Source organism: Actinosynnema sp. (assembly GCF_052038725.1).
Genome location: NZ_JBQGCX010001082.1, coordinates 1 through 16,065 on the forward strand (window position 1 = coordinate 1; position 16,065 = coordinate 16,065).

At 73.3% G+C, this 16,065-nt stretch carries 17 protein-coding genes; 8 read left to right on the forward strand and 9 right to left on the reverse strand.

Going from position 1 to position 16,065, the window contains the following annotated elements; genetic code table 11:
- The 3 genes from ACTUAL_RS22815 to ACTUAL_RS22825 form a co-directional block, all read right to left on the reverse strand.
- Positions 1-268: sigma factor (locus ACTUAL_RS22815; protein ID WP_440901669.1), on the reverse strand; the 268-nt coding region annotated here is incomplete at its 3' end.
- Between the two features lie 90 nt (positions 269-358).
- Positions 359-781: a YciI family protein gene (locus ACTUAL_RS22820; protein WP_440901670.1), complete on the reverse strand. Its 423-nt coding sequence runs from the start codon at positions 779-781 to the stop codon at positions 359-361.
- Positions 782-912: 131 nt separating this feature from the next.
- Complete coding sequence (locus tag ACTUAL_RS22825) at positions 913-1,617, reverse strand: helix-turn-helix domain-containing protein (protein WP_440901671.1); 705 nt, start codon at positions 1,615-1,617, stop codon at positions 913-915.
- Positions 1,618-1,670: 53 nt separating this feature from the next.
- On the opposite strand from ACTUAL_RS22825, the gene ACTUAL_RS22830 reads away from it, so the two are divergent.
- A complete protein-coding gene (locus tag ACTUAL_RS22830) occupies positions 1,671-2,423 on the forward strand; it encodes an SDR family NAD(P)-dependent oxidoreductase (protein ID WP_440901672.1) in 753 nt (250 codons plus the stop codon).
- Here the strand turns inward: ACTUAL_RS22830 and ACTUAL_RS22835 are convergent.
- Both ACTUAL_RS22835 and ACTUAL_RS22840 read right to left on the reverse strand, forming a co-directional pair.
- Positions 2,411-3,688 carry an isocitrate lyase/PEP mutase family protein gene (locus ACTUAL_RS22835; protein ID WP_440901673.1) on the reverse strand — a complete coding sequence of 426 codons (1,278 nt, stop codon included), beginning with the start codon at positions 3,686-3,688 and terminating at the stop codon, positions 2,411-2,413. The genes ACTUAL_RS22830 and ACTUAL_RS22835 overlap by 13 nt on opposite strands.
- Positions 3,689-3,738: 50 nt before the next feature.
- On the reverse strand, positions 3,739-4,326 hold the full coding sequence (locus ACTUAL_RS22840) for an alcohol dehydrogenase catalytic domain-containing protein (RefSeq protein WP_440901674.1): 588 nt from the start codon (positions 4,324-4,326) through the stop codon (positions 3,739-3,741).
- Between the two features lie 103 nt (positions 4,327-4,429).
- Here ACTUAL_RS22840 and ACTUAL_RS22845 point away from each other — a divergent pair, with 103 nt between their 5' ends.
- Together ACTUAL_RS22845 and ACTUAL_RS22850 are read left to right on the forward strand one after the other, a co-directional pair.
- Complete coding sequence (locus tag ACTUAL_RS22845) at positions 4,430-4,999, forward strand: TetR/AcrR family transcriptional regulator (RefSeq protein WP_198320571.1); 570 nt, start codon at positions 4,430-4,432, stop codon at positions 4,997-4,999.
- 197 nt (positions 5,000-5,196) lie between these two features.
- Entirely contained in the window at positions 5,197-5,964 is a 768-nt protein-coding gene (locus tag ACTUAL_RS22850; RefSeq protein ID WP_440901675.1) for an ArsR/SmtB family transcription factor, read from the forward strand.
- Between the two features lie 6 nt (positions 5,965-5,970).
- Here the strand turns inward: ACTUAL_RS22850 and ACTUAL_RS22855 are convergent, their stop codons facing one another.
- The 3 genes from ACTUAL_RS22855 to ACTUAL_RS22865 all read right to left on the reverse strand — a co-directional run bounded on the left by ACTUAL_RS22855 (position 5,971) and on the right by ACTUAL_RS22865 (position 9,177).
- Positions 5,971-6,690, reverse strand: a complete 720-nt coding sequence (locus ACTUAL_RS22855) for a PP2C family protein-serine/threonine phosphatase (RefSeq protein ID WP_440901676.1) — start codon at positions 6,688-6,690, stop codon at positions 5,971-5,973.
- 43 nt (positions 6,691-6,733) lie between these two features.
- Positions 6,734-7,786: an ROK family protein gene (locus tag ACTUAL_RS22860; RefSeq protein WP_440901677.1), complete on the reverse strand. Its 1,053-nt coding sequence runs from the start codon at positions 7,784-7,786 to the stop codon at positions 6,734-6,736.
- 263 nt (positions 7,787-8,049) lie between these two features.
- Positions 8,050-9,177 carry a serine hydrolase domain-containing protein gene (locus ACTUAL_RS22865; RefSeq protein ID WP_440901678.1) on the reverse strand — a complete coding sequence of 376 codons (1,128 nt, stop codon included), beginning with the start codon at positions 9,175-9,177 and terminating at the stop codon, positions 8,050-8,052.
- 273 nt (positions 9,178-9,450) lie between these two features.
- Between ACTUAL_RS22865 and ACTUAL_RS22870 the strand changes: the two genes are divergently transcribed.
- The gene (locus tag ACTUAL_RS22870) at positions 9,451-11,061 is read left to right on the forward strand and encodes a glycosyl hydrolase family 18 protein (RefSeq protein ID WP_440901679.1); all 1,611 of its coding nucleotides are present in this window, start codon (positions 9,451-9,453) and stop codon (positions 11,059-11,061) included.
- Between the two features lie 225 nt (positions 11,062-11,286).
- Here the strand turns inward: ACTUAL_RS22870 and recD2 are convergent, their stop codons facing one another.
- Positions 11,287-13,464 carry an SF1B family DNA helicase RecD2 gene (gene recD2, locus ACTUAL_RS22875; protein ID WP_440901680.1) on the reverse strand — a complete coding sequence of 726 codons (2,178 nt, stop codon included), beginning with the start codon at positions 13,462-13,464 and terminating at the stop codon, positions 11,287-11,289.
- Between the two features lie 787 nt (positions 13,465-14,251).
- On the opposite strand from recD2, the gene ACTUAL_RS22880 reads away from it, so the two are divergent.
- From ACTUAL_RS22880 to ACTUAL_RS22895, 4 genes are all read left to right on the forward strand, one after another.
- Positions 14,252-14,554: a hypothetical protein gene (locus ACTUAL_RS22880; protein WP_440901681.1), complete on the forward strand. Its 303-nt coding sequence runs from the start codon at positions 14,252-14,254 to the stop codon at positions 14,552-14,554.
- Complete coding sequence (locus ACTUAL_RS22885; protein ID WP_440901682.1) at positions 14,542-14,868, forward strand: hypothetical protein; 327 nt, start codon at positions 14,542-14,544, stop codon at positions 14,866-14,868. The genes ACTUAL_RS22880 and ACTUAL_RS22885 overlap by 13 nt, the downstream gene beginning before the upstream one ends.
- Positions 14,869-15,035: 167 nt before the next feature.
- Positions 15,036-15,710: a response regulator transcription factor gene (locus ACTUAL_RS22890; RefSeq protein WP_177154443.1), complete on the forward strand. Its 675-nt coding sequence runs from the start codon at positions 15,036-15,038 to the stop codon at positions 15,708-15,710.
- Positions 15,707-16,065 (forward strand): HAMP domain-containing protein (locus ACTUAL_RS22895; protein WP_440901683.1); only part of this gene is annotated, 359 nt, incomplete at its 3' end. The genes ACTUAL_RS22890 and ACTUAL_RS22895, both read left to right, overlap by 4 nt.

Consider the following 16,065-nt stretch of genomic DNA (forward strand, 5'->3'; position numbering starts at 1 on the left):
GCGCGATCGCGGCGAGCCGCTCGTCGTAGCGCTCGCGGCGGCGCCAGCCGTCGATCGCGCGGCGCTTGGCGACCGCGGTCAGCCAGGCTCCGGGGTTGTCCGGGATGCCGGTGGACGGCCACCGCTCCAGCGCGGCGACCAGGGCGTCCTGGGCGAGCTCCTCGGCGAGCCCGAGGTCGCGGGTGAAGGCCGCCAGGGCGGCGATGAGCCGGGACGCCTCGATCCGCCAGACCGCCTCGACGGCGCGGCGGGCGGCGGGATCGCTCACCCGGAGAGGGTAACCGGCGGCTCCCGGCCGGAGGCCCGCCGGACGGGCCGGACCGGGGTTCACGACCGGTCGGGCCCGTCCGCGCGGCGCTCAGCCGTTGTTCTCGGCGCGGGCGCGCAGCTCCTTCTCCTTGGCCACGATCTCCTCGCCCGCGTAGGCGAAGTCCTCGTCGCTGAAGATCTGGCGGATCTCCAGCTCGGACTCGGCGCCGGTCACGTTCGGGACGCGCCTGACCCACGCCACGACCTCGTCCCAGCTGGGCAGCTCCAGGATCCAGAAGCCGGCGAGCAGCTCCTTGGTCTCCGCGAACGGGCCGTCCACGACGGTGGTGCCGTCGCCGGAGAACTTGACCCGCACGGCGTTCGAGCTGGGGTGCAGGCCCTCGCCCGCGAGCAGGATGCCCGCCTTGACCAGCTCCTCGTTGAAGGCGCCCATCGCGGTCAGCTCCTCCGGGGTGGGCATGACGCCCGCTTCGCTGTCGGCGGTGGCCTTGACCAGGACCATGAAGCGCATCTGGGACTCCCCTGCGGTCTCGACCGGGTCCCTCCCGGTCTCCTCACCACGGCGACGATCGGGGTGGGGCCCGGATCGACACGTGCCGGGGATTTTTTCGGACGTTCTTCCCGAGCGCCCGTCGTGGCCGGTCAGCGCGGGTCGGCGGGTGGGCGGCAGGTGGTCGGTTCGGGGAACCTGGCCGCCGCGAAGGCGCTGGGCGGGATGCGGAAGACCGCGCGGAAGTCGGCGGCCAGGTGCGCCTGGTCGTGGTAGCCGAGGTCGGCGGCCCGCGCGGCCCAGGTGCGGTCGCCGCCCCGGTCCAGCGCCGCCCGGCGGACCCGGTCGAGCACCGCGTACCGCTTGGGCGGCAGGCCGGTCGCCGCGGTGAACACCTCCCGCAGGCGCCGCTCCCCCAGGTGCAGCGCCCTCGCCGCGTCCGCGACGGTGCGGTGGCGCAGCTGGGCCGTCGCGGCGGTCACCAGCGCGGCGTGCCGGGGTTCGGGGCGGACCGCCCCGCGCTCGTGGGCCAGCGCGGCGAACGCCTCGGGGTCGGCGGCGACGGCGTCCGCGGCGGTGTCGCCCCACAGCGCGCGCAGCGGGGCCGAGCCGTCCACCAGGTCGGCCGCCGGGAGGCCGAGGACGGCGGCCGCCGCGGGGGCCAGCCGCAGCAGGTGCCGGACGGCGGAGCCGCCCGCGAAGTAGGTGGCGGTGGTGCGGGGGCCGAGCACGAACGGCTCGCGGGTGACCGTGCACAGCACCACGGTGACCGCCGGGTCCGGGAGGAGGACGCCGGTGCCCGGCCGGAGGGTGATCACGTCGTGCGAGTCGACCAGCGGGCGCATGTCCGTGGGCAACAGCGCCGATTTCTCCAAGATTCCGCACCGGTCGCCCGGCCAGGCTGGGCCGCATGATCCTGATCACCGGTGCCTCGGGCACCATCGGCGGCGCGGTGTCCCGGCTGCTGTCCGAGCGCGGCGTTCCGCACCGCGCCGCGTCCCGCACCTCGGCGTTCCCCGTCGACTACGGCGACCCGGCGTCGCTGCGCGCGGCGGCCGAGGGGGTGGACGCGCTGCTGCTGGTGTCGCCGGGCGGCCCGGACGTGCCCGTCCACGACCGGGCGGTGCTGGCGGCGGCCCCGCACGTGCGGCGGGTGGTGAAGCTGTCCGCGATCGGCCGGGTGGGGCCTGCCCGACCGCACCTGCCGACGGAGGCGCTGGTGCGGGAGCGGCCGGAGTGGGCGGTGCTCAAGCCGAGCGCGTTCGCCTCCAACGCCCTGCGCTGGGGCGGCGACCCGGTGCCGAACCCGTTCGGGGACGGCGGGTCCGGGGTGGTCGACCCGCGCGACGTGGCCGAGGTGGCGGTGGCCGCGCTGCTCGGGCAGTGCTCGGGCGAGCTGGTGCTGACCGGGCCGGAGGTGCTGAGCGTGCCCGAGCAGGTGGCGGTGCTGAACGGGATCACCGGCCGGAACTGGTCCACCGCGGACGTTCCGCTGGAGCAGCTGGTGGCCGGGCTGCCGGAGGCGAGCGCGCGGGTGCTCGCCGAGGGGGTCGAGCTGGTGCGCGGCGGCGGCAACGAGGTGGTGACCGGGACGGTCGCCGAGGTGCTGGGGCGGCCCGCCCGGTCGTTCGCCACCTGGGCGCGGGAGGTCTACCCGCGCTGAGCCAGCGCCTGCACCCGCTCGTACGACGGGACCTCCGGGGTGGGCAGGCCGTCGCGGAACGCCTCGGCGGTCGCGACGGCCGCGCCCAGCGCGGCGCGGAACAGCAGCGACCCGGTGCTGACCCGCTTGACGCCGAGGTCGGCCAGGGTGCGGAAGTCCAGCTGCGCCAGCAGGTTCAGCGGCACGGGCAGGGCGGCGACGGCGCGCTCGATCCCGGCGGGGTCGGCGAGGCCCGGCAGGAACACGCCGTCCGCGCCCGCGTCGGCGTAGCGCAGGGCGCGGTCCAGGGCCGAGGCGCGGTCGATCCCGAGCCAGTGGCAGTCGACCCGCGCGTTGACGAACAGCGCCGGGGCGGCGGCCTTGGCGCGGCGGATCAGGTCGGCCTGCTCGGCGGGGTCGGCGAGGTGGTCGCCCCGGCCGTCCTCGACGTTGACGCCCGCGACGCCCAGGGCGTGCAGCTCGGCGGCGAGGTCGGCGGGGTCGGCGCCGAACCCGGCCTCCACGTCGACGGTGACCGGGACCGGCAGGTGGGTGATCCGCGCGGCCAGCGCGAGGGTCTCGGCCTTGGCGCGGCCCTCGGCGGCGGGGAGTCCGGCCGCCGCCGCGACGCCGAGGCTGGTGGTGCCGACCGCCGCGAACCCGGCCTCGGCCAGCGCGGTGGCGGAGGCCGAGTCCCAGGCGTTCGGCAGCAGCAGCGGGGTGTCGGCGTGGTGCAGGCGGTGGAACGCCCGCGCGCCCTCGGCCGCGGCCAGCGCGTGCGCCCGCCCTGGGCAGGCGTGGCGGCCCGCGCCGAACGGGTGCTCGGCCAGGGGCACCTCCACGACCTGCCCGTCCCGGACCCGCCTGGTCGCGGGCACCGCGGGGGTGGCGCCCGCGATCAGCGCGTCGGTGGCGGTGGTGGCCTGGACCAGCAGGCCGATCCGGGCGGCGGTGGGCTCGTCCCAGCGGTTGCCGAAGGCGGCCACCAGGCGGGCCACCGCGGCGTCGGCGGCCGGGGACGGGGGCAGGTGCGGGTGGTAGGCGGAGGCGGTGAGGCGCACGTCGCGGGCGATCGCGCGGGGCGCGCCGAGGGCTTCGGCGAGGGTGGCCACGTGGTCGCCGGGCCTGCGCAGGGACTCCGGCGGGATCGCGGCCAGGAGCCGCTCGGCCAGCGCCCTGCGGCGGGTGTGCGCCTCGCCTTCGCTGAAGCGGGCGACGGTGGCCCGCAGCCAGGCGACGCCGCTGGTCGCGGGCGGCACCGGGGGCACGGGGAGGTCCAGGTCCATGCCGCGACGGTAGGGGCGGGACGGTTCGGCGCGCGCCGAAGTGGGCTCCGTCAGGGCTGGACCTCCACCAGGTGCTTGCCCCGGACGCCGCCCGCTTCGAGCGCGCGGTGCGCGTCGGCGACGTCGGCCAGGGCGAACACGGTGTCCACGTCCGGTCGCAGCGCGCCGGACTCGGCGGCGGCCCCGCGCACGAGCAGCCGCTCGCCCGCGACCAGGCGGGCCTCGTGGCGCAGGGCGGTGATGGCCGTGGTGCCGGAGACCGGGAGCGCGGCGGCGGCGAGGAGGTCGAGGTTGCCGGGGGCGCGGGCGATCCGGTCCTGCGGCACGACGACCAGCTCGGCGGCCGAGCCCGTGGTCAGGTGCGGGACGAGCCCCCACACCGGGTCGCCGACGCGCCTGCCGCGCACGCCCGCGCCGAGCGCGGCGACGTGGCCGCTGAACCCGGTGCCGACGCCCCTCGGGAAGGGGCCTCGGGCGAGCAGGCGCAGCTTGCCGGAGCGGAAGGACTGCTCACCGCCCTCGACGCTGGCGGCGCGGACCCGGACGAGGACCTCGCCGGGGCCGGGCTCGGGGTCGGGGACGTCCTCGACCCGCAGGACGTCGGGGGGACCGAAGCGGTGGTACCGGGCGGCGCGCACGGGGACTCCTGGTCGACTTAAGCGGGGTGGCACCCCACTTGGTGTCCGGTACCGTGGCGCAGAAGTGGGGAGGTCCTCCACTTCGTGGGGTCGGAGGTGGTCCGTGGCCGAGGTCGGCGGGCGGCGGCTGCGGGCCGACGCGCAGCGGAACGTGGACCGGATCGTGGCCGCCGCGCAGGAGGTCTTCCGGCGGGACGGGGCGGGGGCGTCGCTGGAGGAGATCGCGCGGCGGGCCGGCGTCGGGTCGGCGACGCTGCACCGGCACTTCCCCGGCAGGCAGGCGCTCCTGGAGTCGGTGTTCCGCGACCGGCTGGAGGCGCTGTGCGCGCGGGCCGACGAGCACGCGGCCGGGCTCGCGCCGGGGGACGCGCTGCTCGCGTGGCTGCGGGACTTCGTGGAGCACGCGTCCACGAGCCGGGGGCTGGTCGCCGCGCTGCTGCCCGAACCCGAGGACTGCGGGCGGCAGGACGGCTGCGGCGGGCGGATCACCGCGGCGCTGGAGGGGTTGCTGCGGCGGGCCCACGAGGCGGGGGCGGTGCGGGACGGGGTGCGGGGCGAGGACGTGCTGGCGATGGTGAACGGGATCTCGCTGGTGACCGAGCCGCGCGGGGACGACGGGCAGGCCGAGCGGCTGCTGGACCTGGCGATCGACGGGATGCGCGGCGGGCGGTGAGGGGGCGGCCGGTGACGGCCGGGCGGGGTGGGGACGGCCGGGGCGGGGTGGGCGGCGAAAGTGCGGGATGCGCCACACCCCGCGGGTGGGGGATGCGAAAGACCTGGTCAGCGGACCGGAGGATCGGGACCGGGCCGGGGATCGAGGCGGGGCGGTCGGCGCAGGCGCCGGTGCGGGTGGTGGGAGTGGGGGGCGGGATGAGCGCGGAGCGGGTCGCGGCGCTGGCCGGGTTGGTCGCGGATCGGAGTCGGGCCGCCATGTGCCTCGCGCTGCTCGACGGGCGGGCGTGGACGGCCGGGGAGCTGGCGCGGGCGGCCGGGGTCTCGGCGTCCACCGCGAGCGAGCACCTGGCGCGGCTGGTGTCCGGCGGGTTGCTGGTCGAGCGGCGGCAGGGGCGGTGGCGGTACCTGCGGCTCGCCGACCCGTCCGTCGCCGGGCTCCTGGAGGCGCTGCTCGCGCACGCCGGTCCCGCGCGGCCGACCGGCGGGTTGCGGGCCTCGGTCGCCTCGGCGGCGCTCGCCCGCGCCCGGACCTGCTACGACCACCTCGCGGGGGCGCTCGGCGTCGCCATCACCGACTCCATGGTCGCCGCCGGGCTGCTGGACGCGGGCCCCGGCGACGGCGGTCCCACCACCTCGCCCGGCGCGCTCGTCCTCACCGCCGAGGGCGACGCCTGGCTCGCCGGCCTGGGCGCCGTGCTGCCGCGCGACCGCCCCGCCGCCAGGGCCTGCCTGGACTGGACCGAGCGGCGCGACCACCTCGCGGGCTCGGCGGGCGTCTGGTTGTGCGCGCACCTGCGCGAGCGCGACTGGGTCCGCCCGGTCGGCAGCGGCCGGGCGCTCCAGGTCACCCGCACCGGTGAAAGTGCCCTGTTCGACCTGTTCGGGTTGGATCTCGGGGTGGTCGGGGCGCGCCCCGGCGACCCGCGCGCGACCTCGGGGGCCGCCGGGCGGGGTCGCCGCTAGCGCGGGCTACGCGCCCTCGACGTCCACCACGATGCAGGTGATGTTGTCCGGCCCGCCCTCGCCGTTCGCGGCGGCGATCAGCGAGGCGATGACCGCGTCCCGGTCCTCGTCCGCCGTCAGCAGCCTGCCGATCTCCCCGGCGGCGACCACGTCGCTCAGGCCGTCCGAGCAGATCAGGTAGCGGTCGCCGGGCTGGACCTCGTGGAAGAACAGGTCGGCGTCGTGCGCGCTCCCCGCCTGCCGGGCCCGCATCAGCATGGACCGGCCGGGGTGGGCGGCGGCCTGCTCGGCGGCCATGCGGCCGTCGTCGACCATCGCCTGCACCACGGTGTGGTCCCTGGTGATCTGGGTCAGCTCCCCGCCGCGCGACAGGTAGGCGCGCGAGTCGCCGATGTGGCACACCGCGAAGCGCTTCTCCTCGCCGTCCCACAGCAGCGCGGTGAGGGTGGTCCCCATGCCGCGCATGTCGAAGTTCTCCTCGGCCAGGTCGGTCAGCCGCACCGCGATCTCGCGGGTGGCCGCCGCCAGCTCGGTCAGCGGGTCGTCGGCGTCGACGTCCACGTCGGCGAGCACCGCGACCGCGATCGAACTGGCCACCTCGCCGAAGGCGTGGCCGCCCATGCCGTCCGCGACGGCGAACAGGCGCTCGCCGCAGTGCACCGAGTCTTCGTTGGCCTCACGGCGCTGACCGGTGTCGGTGCCGACGGCGTAGCGGAGCGCATACATGCCGCACAGTGAATCACCCGCCGCCGCGCGGACGTGCGGCGAGTCAGCGCGGACGTCCGTAGAACTCGCTCAGAACCAGCATCGCGGCACCCGCAGCAACCAAGTCGTCACCCAACGGGGTCACTTCGACATCGACGACCAGCCAATCGTGTTTCGGCAGGTGGTAACGAACACCCTCCGCATACGCTTCGGGCTGGGCGAGGACGGCGCGCCCGGCGAGCACCACGCGCTCCACGTCGAGCACCTGCACGAGCCCGGCGACCGCCACCCCGACCGCCGTGGTGGCCGCCCCGAGGTCACCGCGCGTGGCCGCCGCGTTGTGCACCGCCTCGGCGCACCCGGCCCGCCCGCACACGCACGGCGGCCCGTCCAGCTGGATCGAGGTGTGCCCGAACTCGCCCGCGTTGGTCCGCGCGCCCCGGTGCACCCGCCCGTCGAGCAGCAGCCCCGCGCCGAGCCCGGTGCCGACCCACACCAGCACCGCGTCGCGCAGCTCCTCGCCGCGCCGCCAGGACTCGGCCACGATCGCCGCGTTGGTGTCCTTGTCCACCACCACCGGCAGCCCGAGGCGCTTCTCGGCCAGGTCGCGCAGCGGCACCTCGGTCCACCCGGCCAGCCCGTTCGGGTCGAGCACGGTGCCGGTGCGGTGGTCGAGCGGCCCGACGAACCCGATCCCCAGTCCCAGCAGGCGCTCCTCCACGTCGGGGGTGCGCAGCCGGTCGGCGAGCGCGGCCAGCTCGGCGACGAACGCGTCGGGCCCGAACTCGGGCGGCAGCGGGGCGACGGCGCGGCCGACCACGTCGCCCGCGAGGTCGGCGAGCACGACCCGCAGCTCGTCCCGCTCGACCTGGGCGCCGAGGGCGAGCCTGCGGTCGGCGGCGAGCTTGAGGAGGGTGCGGGGCTTGCCGACGCCGACGTTGCGGGTGCCGGACTCCAGCAGGAGGCCGTCGTCGATGAGCCGGTTGACGATCTTGGAGACGGCCTGCGGGGTGAGCCCGCTGCGCTCGGCCAGCTCGACCCTGGTCACCGCGCCGGACCTGGCCAGTCCCAGCACGACCGCGTCGTTGTAGCCGCGCAGGAAGCGCAAGTTCGGCACGTGGTCATTCTGGCACGCTCGGTAGTTACGCCATGGTGTTGTTTTAGGGTTGAGGGATTGCTCCGGACGGGGATTCGGCATCCCGCACGGCAGCCGCCCGAGAGCCGCGCCGGACGCCGCGGGGGGATGCCGGGCGGACGCCGGACCAGACGCCGGACCGGGCGGCGGTCCGCGTGGACCACCGCCCGGTCGACGCCCCTCGCGCCGCCGGGCTGGACGGCGGTCGCCCCGGTGGCGCGAGGGGGCTCGGCGGGATCAGGGGATCAGCAGAACACCTCGGTGAGCAGCGCGTGCAGCGCCTCGCTCGGCTGCTCCCGCAGGTCCGGGCCGGTGGTGACGGACAGCTCCAGCCGCTGGCGGGTGTCGTCGGTGCTGATCACCAGCGAGCTGTAGCCGGGGATGCCGCCGCTGTGGCCGTGGGCGACCTTCCCGCAGGGCACGTCCACCCGCTCGACGCCCAGGCCGTAGTCCGGGCTCAGCTCGCTGGTCCTGAGCATCTCGGCCAGCAGCGCGGGCTTGAGCAGCTCCCCGCCCAGCAGCGCCTCGACGAACCGGTCGGTGTCCGCCGTCGTGGAGATCATCTCGCCCGCCGCGTGGGCCATGGACGGGTTGAGCCTGGTGGCGTCGGTGAACTTCCCAGGCGCGTACCGCAGGTACCCGTGGGCGTGCGGGCCGGGGACGTCCACCCGCGTGCCGGGCACGCTGGTGTCGCGCAGCCCCAGCGGCTTGAGGACGCGGCGCTCCACGGCGTCGCCGTACGGCCTGCCGGTGAGCTTCGCGATCAGCTCGCCGAGGACGACGTAGTTGGTGTTGGAGTAGCTCCACCGGCTGCCGGGCTCGAAGTCGAGCGGCTCGGCGGTGGAGAGCGCGATCAGCTCCGACGGCTGCCAGGTGCGCCAGCGCAGCGTCTCGAAGTCGGTGAGGTCCGCGAACAGGTCGGCGGTGTAGTCGTGGAGCCCGCTGGTGTGCTGGAGCAGCATCCGGACGGTGATCCGGTCGCCGTCGGGCAGCAGTCCGGGCAGGTGGCGGGAGATCGGCTGGTCGAGCTCGGCCTTGCCCTCGCCGACCAGCTGGAGCACCACGACCGAGACGAACGTCTTGGTGATGCTCCCGATCCGGTACCGCCCGTTCAGCGGGACGGGCCGGGACGAGCCGCGCTCGGCGGCGCCCGCCCGCGCGGTGAGCTGCTGCCGCCCGTCGGTCAGCCGCACCTGGACGCCCTGCGCGCCCAGCGCGGCCACCTCGTCCAGCGCCTTCTGCACCGCGGCCCGGTCGATGCGCTCCCCCGCCGCGCCCTCGACCGCGGACGGCGCGGCCGTCGCCGTCCCCGCGACCCCCACCAGTGCCAGCGAAGCCGCCGCGACGAGCGCGGTCCCCCTCGTGAGCCTCAACGCGTCCTCCGGTTCGTCGGGTCCGTGCCGTCACCACGGAACTGCCGCCGATCCTGCTGGTGGGGACCGCCCCGCGTCGTCTCCCCGCGGGATGACCTCGCCCTCCCCCCTGGGTCTGAGCCGACCCCGAGGTGTTGTCAGGGGTTCCCACGGCCCGCCCTCCCGGAGTACCACTAGTCCTTTGGAGTGATGAAGTGGTCTAGACCTTGACCGGTAAGTGGTCTGAACCACATGTTTGCCTCACCCTGCAACGAGTTTCCCTGCGAGGAACACATGTCGAAGACCAGATGGCATCTCACGGCCTTGTTCACGGCCGTCGCCGCCCTGGGTGTCGGCCTCCTGGTCGTCCCCTCGGCCAGTGGTGCGGGCGGCGTCTCCGCCACCTTCACCAAGGGCAGCGACTGGGGCACCGGCTACGAGGGCAAGTACACGATCAAGAACGGCAGCACGAGCGCGCTCTCCTCCTGGACGGTCGAGTTCGACCTGCCCGCCAACCACCGCGTCACCTCGCTGTGGGACGGCAGCCACACCACCAGCGGTCAGCGCACCACCGTCAAGGGCACCTGGAACGGGGCGCTCCCGGCGGGCGGCACGGCCAGCTTCGGCTTCAACGTCTCGTACACCGGCACCTACACCGGTCCCACGAACTGCAAGCTGAACGGCGCGTCCTGCGACGCGGGCGGGACCAACCCGACCACCACGACGACCACGTCGACGACGACCACCACCACCGGTCCGACGACGACCACGTCGAACCCGCCCCAGCCCGGCGGCGCCAAGAACCTGGGCTACTTCACGGACTGGGGCATCTACGCCCGCAAGTACTACGTGAAGAACATCGTGACCAGCGGCTCGGCCGCGAAGCTGACGCACATCAACTACGCGTTCGGCAACGTGACCAACGGCCAGTGCGTCATGGGCGACGGCGACGCCGCCACCGAGAAGGCCTTCACCGCGGCGGAGAGCGTCGACGGCGTGGCCGACACCTGGGACGGCTCGCTGCGCGGCAACTTCAACCAGCTGCGCAAGCTGAAGAAGGCCTACCCGCACATCAAGGTGCTGTGGTCGTTCGGCGGCTGGACCTGGTCCGGCGGCTTCGGCCAGGCCGCGCAGAACCCGGCCGCGTTCGCCGAGTCCTGCTACAACCTGGTCGAGAACTCCAAGTGGGCCGACGTCTTCGACGGCATCGACATCGACTGGGAGTACCCGAACGCCTGCGGCCTGTCCTGCGACAGCAGCGGTTTCGCCGCGTTCAAGAACCTGTCCCAGGCGCTGCGCGCCAAGTTCGGCCCGAACAACCTGGTGACGGCCGCGATCACGGCGGACGGCACCAGCGGCGGCAAGATCGACGCGGCGGACTACGCGGGCGCGGCGCAGTACCTCGACTGGTACAACGTCATGACCTACGACTACTTCGGCGCGTTCGCCCCGACCGGCCCGACGGCCCCGCACTCGCCGCTCACCGGCTACGCGGGCATCCCGACCGCGGACTTCCACTCGGACGCCGCGATCAAGAAGCTGAAGGCGAAGGGCGTCCCGTCGTCGAAGCTGCTGCTGGGCATCGGGTTCTACGGCCGCGGCTGGGCGGGCGTCACGCAGGCCGCCCCCGGCGGCAGCGCGACCGGCCCGGCCCCCGGCACCTACGAGCAGGGCATCGAGGACTACAAGGTCCTGAAGACCAGGTGCCCGGCCACCGGGACCGTGGGCGGCACCGCCTACGCGTACTGCGGCAACCAGTGGTGGAGCTACGACACCCCGGCCACCATCGGCGGGAAGATGAGCTACGCCAAGGGCCAGGGCCTGGGCGGCGCGTTCTTCTGGGCGCTGGACGGCGACACCGCCAACGGCGAGCTGATCACCGCGATCAGCAACGGCCTGAAGTAGTCGCGACCGCGTGACCGAGCGGCCCCCACCGGACTCCCGTGCCGGTGGGGGCCGCTCCGCGTTGCGGGGCTCGGGGTTGTGGCGGTCGCGGTTCCGGTGGCGCGGCTCCGGCGGCCCGGCTTCGGCGGCCCGGCTCCGGTGGCCTGGCTCCGGCGGCGCGGTTCCGGCGGCCCGGCTTCGGTGGCCCAGCTTCGGCGGCCCGGCTCCGGCGGTCGCGGTGCGTGATCAGAGCGCGCCGGTGAGCCGGTGGTCGAGCGCGGTGTGGCGGCGCCCCGCGCCCACCGTGCGCACCGCCTGCCCGATCGCCTTGCGCGAGCCGACCAGCACCACGAGCTTCTTCGCGCGGGTCACCGCCGTGTACAGCAGGTTCCGCTGGAGCATCATCCAGGCGCTGGTCGTGATTGGGATGACCACGCACGGGTACTCACTGCCCTGTGAACGGTGAATCGTCATGGCGTAGGCGTGGGTCAACTCGTCCAGCTCGCCGAACTCATAATCCACGTCCTCGTCCTCATCGGTCCGGACCGTCACCCTCTGCTCCACCGGGTCGATCCCGGTGACCACCCCGAGCGTGCCGTTGAAGACCCCGTTCGCGCCCTTGTCGTAGTTGTTGCGGATCTGGGTGACCTTGTCCCCGACCCGGAACACCCGCCCGCCGAACCTGCGCTCCGGCAGGCCATCGCGCGCGGGGGTCAGCGCCTCCTGCAGCACGGCGTTGAGCCCGCCCGCGCCCGCCGCGCCCCGGTGCATGGGGGCGAGGACCTGCACGTCCTTGCGCGGGTCCAGGCCGAACTTGCGCGGGATGCGGCGCGCGACCACGTCCACGGTCAGCTCGGCCGCCTCCTCGGCGTCCTCGACCGGGAACAGGAAGAAGTCCGCCATCCCCCGCACCACCGGGGGTTCGCCCGCGTTGATGCGGTGCGCGTTGGTGACCACGCCGGACTGCTGGGCCTGGCGGAACACGTGCGTGAGGCGCACGTTCGGCACCGGGCTGCCGGTGGCCAGCACGTCCCGCAGCACCTCGCCCGCGCCCACCGAGGGCAGCTGGTCGACGTCGCCGACCAGCAGCAGGTGCGCGCCGGGAGGGACGGCCTTGACGAGCTTGTTGGCGAGCAGCAGGTCCAGCATGGACGCCTCGTCCACGACGACCAGGTCCGCGTCGAGCGGCCGGTCGCGGTCGTAGGCGGCGTCACCGCCGGGCTTGAGCTCCAGCAGGCGGTGCACGGTGGACGCCCCGTGGCCGGTCAGCTCGGCCAGCCGCTTCGCGGCGCGCCCCGTGGGGGCGGCGAGCACGACCTTCGCGCCCTTGGCCAGGGCGAGCCGGACGATCGAGCGCACGGTGAAGCTCTTGCCGCAGCCGGGTCCGCCGGTGAGCACGGCGACCTTGTTGGTGAGCGCGAGGCGCACGGCGGCTTCCTGCTTGCCCTCCAGCTCGGCGCCGAGCCAGCGGAAGGCCTTGGTCCAGTCCACGGAGGCGAACGCGGGGAGGCGGTCGCCGTCGGCGGCGAGCAGTCGGCGCAGCTGGGTGGCGAGTGAGACCTCGGCGCGGTGGAAGGGGATCAGGTAGACGGCGGCCTCACCGTCCGGCTGGACCTCCCGTACCACCCCCTCCTCGTCGACGAGCTCGGCGAGGCAGTCGATGACCAGGCCCGCGTCGACCTGGAGGATGCGGATGGCGTCGCCGATGAGCTCGTTCTCGGGCAGGAAGCAGTTGCCGCTGCCGGTGGCCTCGGAGAGCGTGAACTGGAGGCCCGCCTTGATGCGCTGGGGGCTGTCGTGCGGGATGCCGACGGCCTTGGCGATGACGTCGGCGGTGCGGAACCCGATGCCCCACACGTCGGTGGCGAGCCGGTAGGGCTCCTCGCGGACGACGTCGATCGAGCGGTCGGCGTACTGCTTGTAGACGCGCACCGCGAGGGAGGTCGAGACCCCGACACCCTGGAGGAAGACCATGACCTCCTTGATGGCCTTCTGCTCCTCCCACGCGGCGGCGATCATCCTCGTCCGCTTGGGCCCGAGCTTGGGCACCTCGATGAGGCGCTCGGGGTGCTGCTCGATGACGTCGAGCGCGTCCACCCCGAAGTGCGTGACGATCCGGTCGGCGAGCACGGGGCCGATGCCCTTGATCAGGCCGGAGCCGAGGTAGCGGCGGATTCCCTGGATGGTGGCGGGGAGGACGGTGGTGTAGTCGTCGACGTGGAACTGCTTGCCGTACTGCGGGTGCGAACCCCAGCGCCCGCGCATCCGGATGGACTCACCGGGCTGCGCGCCGAGGAGGGCCCCGACGACGGTGATCAGGTCGGCGCCACGCCCGGCGTCCACGCGGGCGACGGTGTACCCGGTCTCCTCGTTCGCGAAGGTGATCCGCTCGAGCACGGCTTCCAGCACAGCACCCTCGGCCACGGGTGCAGCGTAGCCCGGTCGGGGGCGGGTGCCAGCGAAGATCCCGGAGGTCGCCCACCACATCGCACCCGTGGTCGACACAACGCGCATCGGGTAAGCGGTCCAGGATCGGGGATGGCTCACCGGACGACGAAACGCGAGACCGGACGTCGAACTCGTGTTCAGGTTCTCGTTCCAGGTGTTCCCGTCGAGGTGGGTGAACCTGGTGATCCACCGGGGAGAAGCACCCCCTCAACTGCGGCGCAGCGGACACCCCCGATATTGATCTTACCGCTCGCCTTACCCCATAGGGGTGAAGTTTCGCCACCTCGCGACCAACAGGACGCTGAGCACTCCACCAATGGAAGCACTCCACAAAACTAAAAACGCAGGCCAGAACGTCGACGGACACAAAGAGTGCACAACCCGTGACACTCGCGATCGGACCGGACTGGAACGTGTTGGAACGCAACAAACATGAATAGCTTGCGCGAAGCGCATGTCCACTTCAGACTAAACCCGTCAGGTCGGACAGGGCGAACCTTGAAAGGAGAGTCTCGCCAGACACCGACGATCTTAACTATGGTTTCAAAAACAAAAGGCCAACGCCACCCCAAGGTAAAGGTTTGGCCAGCCTTTTGTGGAACTCAAAAAATCAAGGCGATTGCACATCGCGACACGCCAACGCTCTACAGCACAGGTTGGTCACCTCACACTGTACAGCGTTCAAGTCCCCACGACAGGGGGAATGACCCGATTCGCTCGAACGGGCTGGTGCGTCGCCTACCAAGGGATGGTGATACACCAGTTGGAGAAGCCGAAGATCGGCGCTTTGTCCTTTCTGGACTACGCCATGAGCACACCCAAGGGATGCGCCAAGATCGTCAAGGAACAGCGCAGGATGTACAGCGACCTCTCGAGCCAGGGGCACTTCACCTACGAGTCGATCAAGATTGCGATGAAGCAATCGGTTGATTCCGCCGACCCTCGAAGAGTGCTCGACAAGGCAGTCGACAAGGCGCCAGCGCTTCTGGTTCCCACTACGGGGAAATCGCTCAGGGGTTCATCACCTGGTTCTCCGAAGCGGATTGCACGGGCGTGTCCGCCATGAACACGACCTGGACCATCAACGACCTGACCATCACGTTCCGGCACTTGATCGGTCTGATATCGACCAAGGGTGAGAGGCGACTCGTCCTGCCCTACGTGAAGGCACCCGTGCTCACCCAGGACTCGACGGATCTGATGCTCCGCATCATGGAGCACGTGATGTCCGAGGTTCTGCCGGGGGCGACACCGGTGGTGCTGGACACCCGCAGGGGCAAGGCGTTCAAGTTGCGCGCCAACGCCAACAGGGCCGATCTGGACGGCGTCCTCGTCGCAGAGTCGGCGAAGTACGTCGCCCACTGGAATGTGGCGAGTTAGGCCCCGGCGGACCGGTGGGGGCGAAGGCGCTTCGCGCGTCCTCGACCTCACCGGTCCGCGAATCCGTTTCCGTTCCCGTCCGCCAGACCCGGCAGGCCTAACCCCCTCCACAGAACCTTCACAACTCCCCCCACCCCCCTCCACACCCCGCCCCTAGAGTCGCCCCCATGACGCGCAGGGTGCTGGTCGTCGAGGACGACCCGACCATCGCCGACTCGGTCGCCGCTCGCCTGCGGGCCGAGGGGTTCGAGGTTCTCGTCGCGCACGACGGGCCCTCCGGGGTGGAGCGGGCGCTGGGTGAGGGGGTCGATCTCGTCGTGCTCGACGTCATGCTCCCCGGCTTCGACGGGCTGGAGGTGTGCCGTCGGGTTCAGGCGCGGCGGGCGGTGCCGGTGCTCATGCTGACGGCTCGCGGTGAGGAGACGGACCTGCTCGTCGGGCTCGCCGTCGGGGCCGACGACTACCTCACCAAGCCCTTCTCGCTGCGCGAGCTCGCCGCCCGCGTGCACGCCCTGCTCCGGCGCGTCGACCGGGAGCGGGCGGCGCTGAGCGAGCGGATCGTGCTCGGGGACGTCGAGGTGGACCTCGGGGAGCGGCGGGTGCTCAGGGGTGGCCGCGAGGTGCACCTGACGCCCACCGAGTTCCAGCTGCTCGTGCACCTCGCCGAGCGGCCCCGCGCGGTGCAGTCGCGGGAGCGGCTGCTGAGCGAGGTGTGGGACTGGCCGGACGGGACCGGCACGCGGACCGTCGACAGCCACGTCAAGGCGTTGCGCCGCAAGCTCGGCGGCGACCTCATCCGGACCGTGCACAGCGTCGGCTACGCGCTGGAGGTGCCCCGGTGACCCGGCGGGAGCGGGCTCGGGCGCTGCTGGACCGGGTGCCGCGACCGCTCGACCCGATGCGGTCGATCAAGTTGAAGATCGCCGCCGTGGTGCTGGTGTCCTGGGCCGCCGCTTTCACGTTCTTCCGCATCCGCATCGGATGGCTCGCGCCGACCACCACCTTCGGGGCGCTCGGCATCGCGCTGGTCATCTCGCAGGTCGTCGGCCACGGCATGACCCGCCCGCTGCGCGAGATGACCTGGGCCGTCGGTGCGATGCGGCGCGGCGACTACAGCCGCCGCGTGCGGGCGACCGGGCGGGACGAGGTGGGGCAGCTCGCGGTCGCGTTCAACGAGATGGCGGCGGACATCGCGGA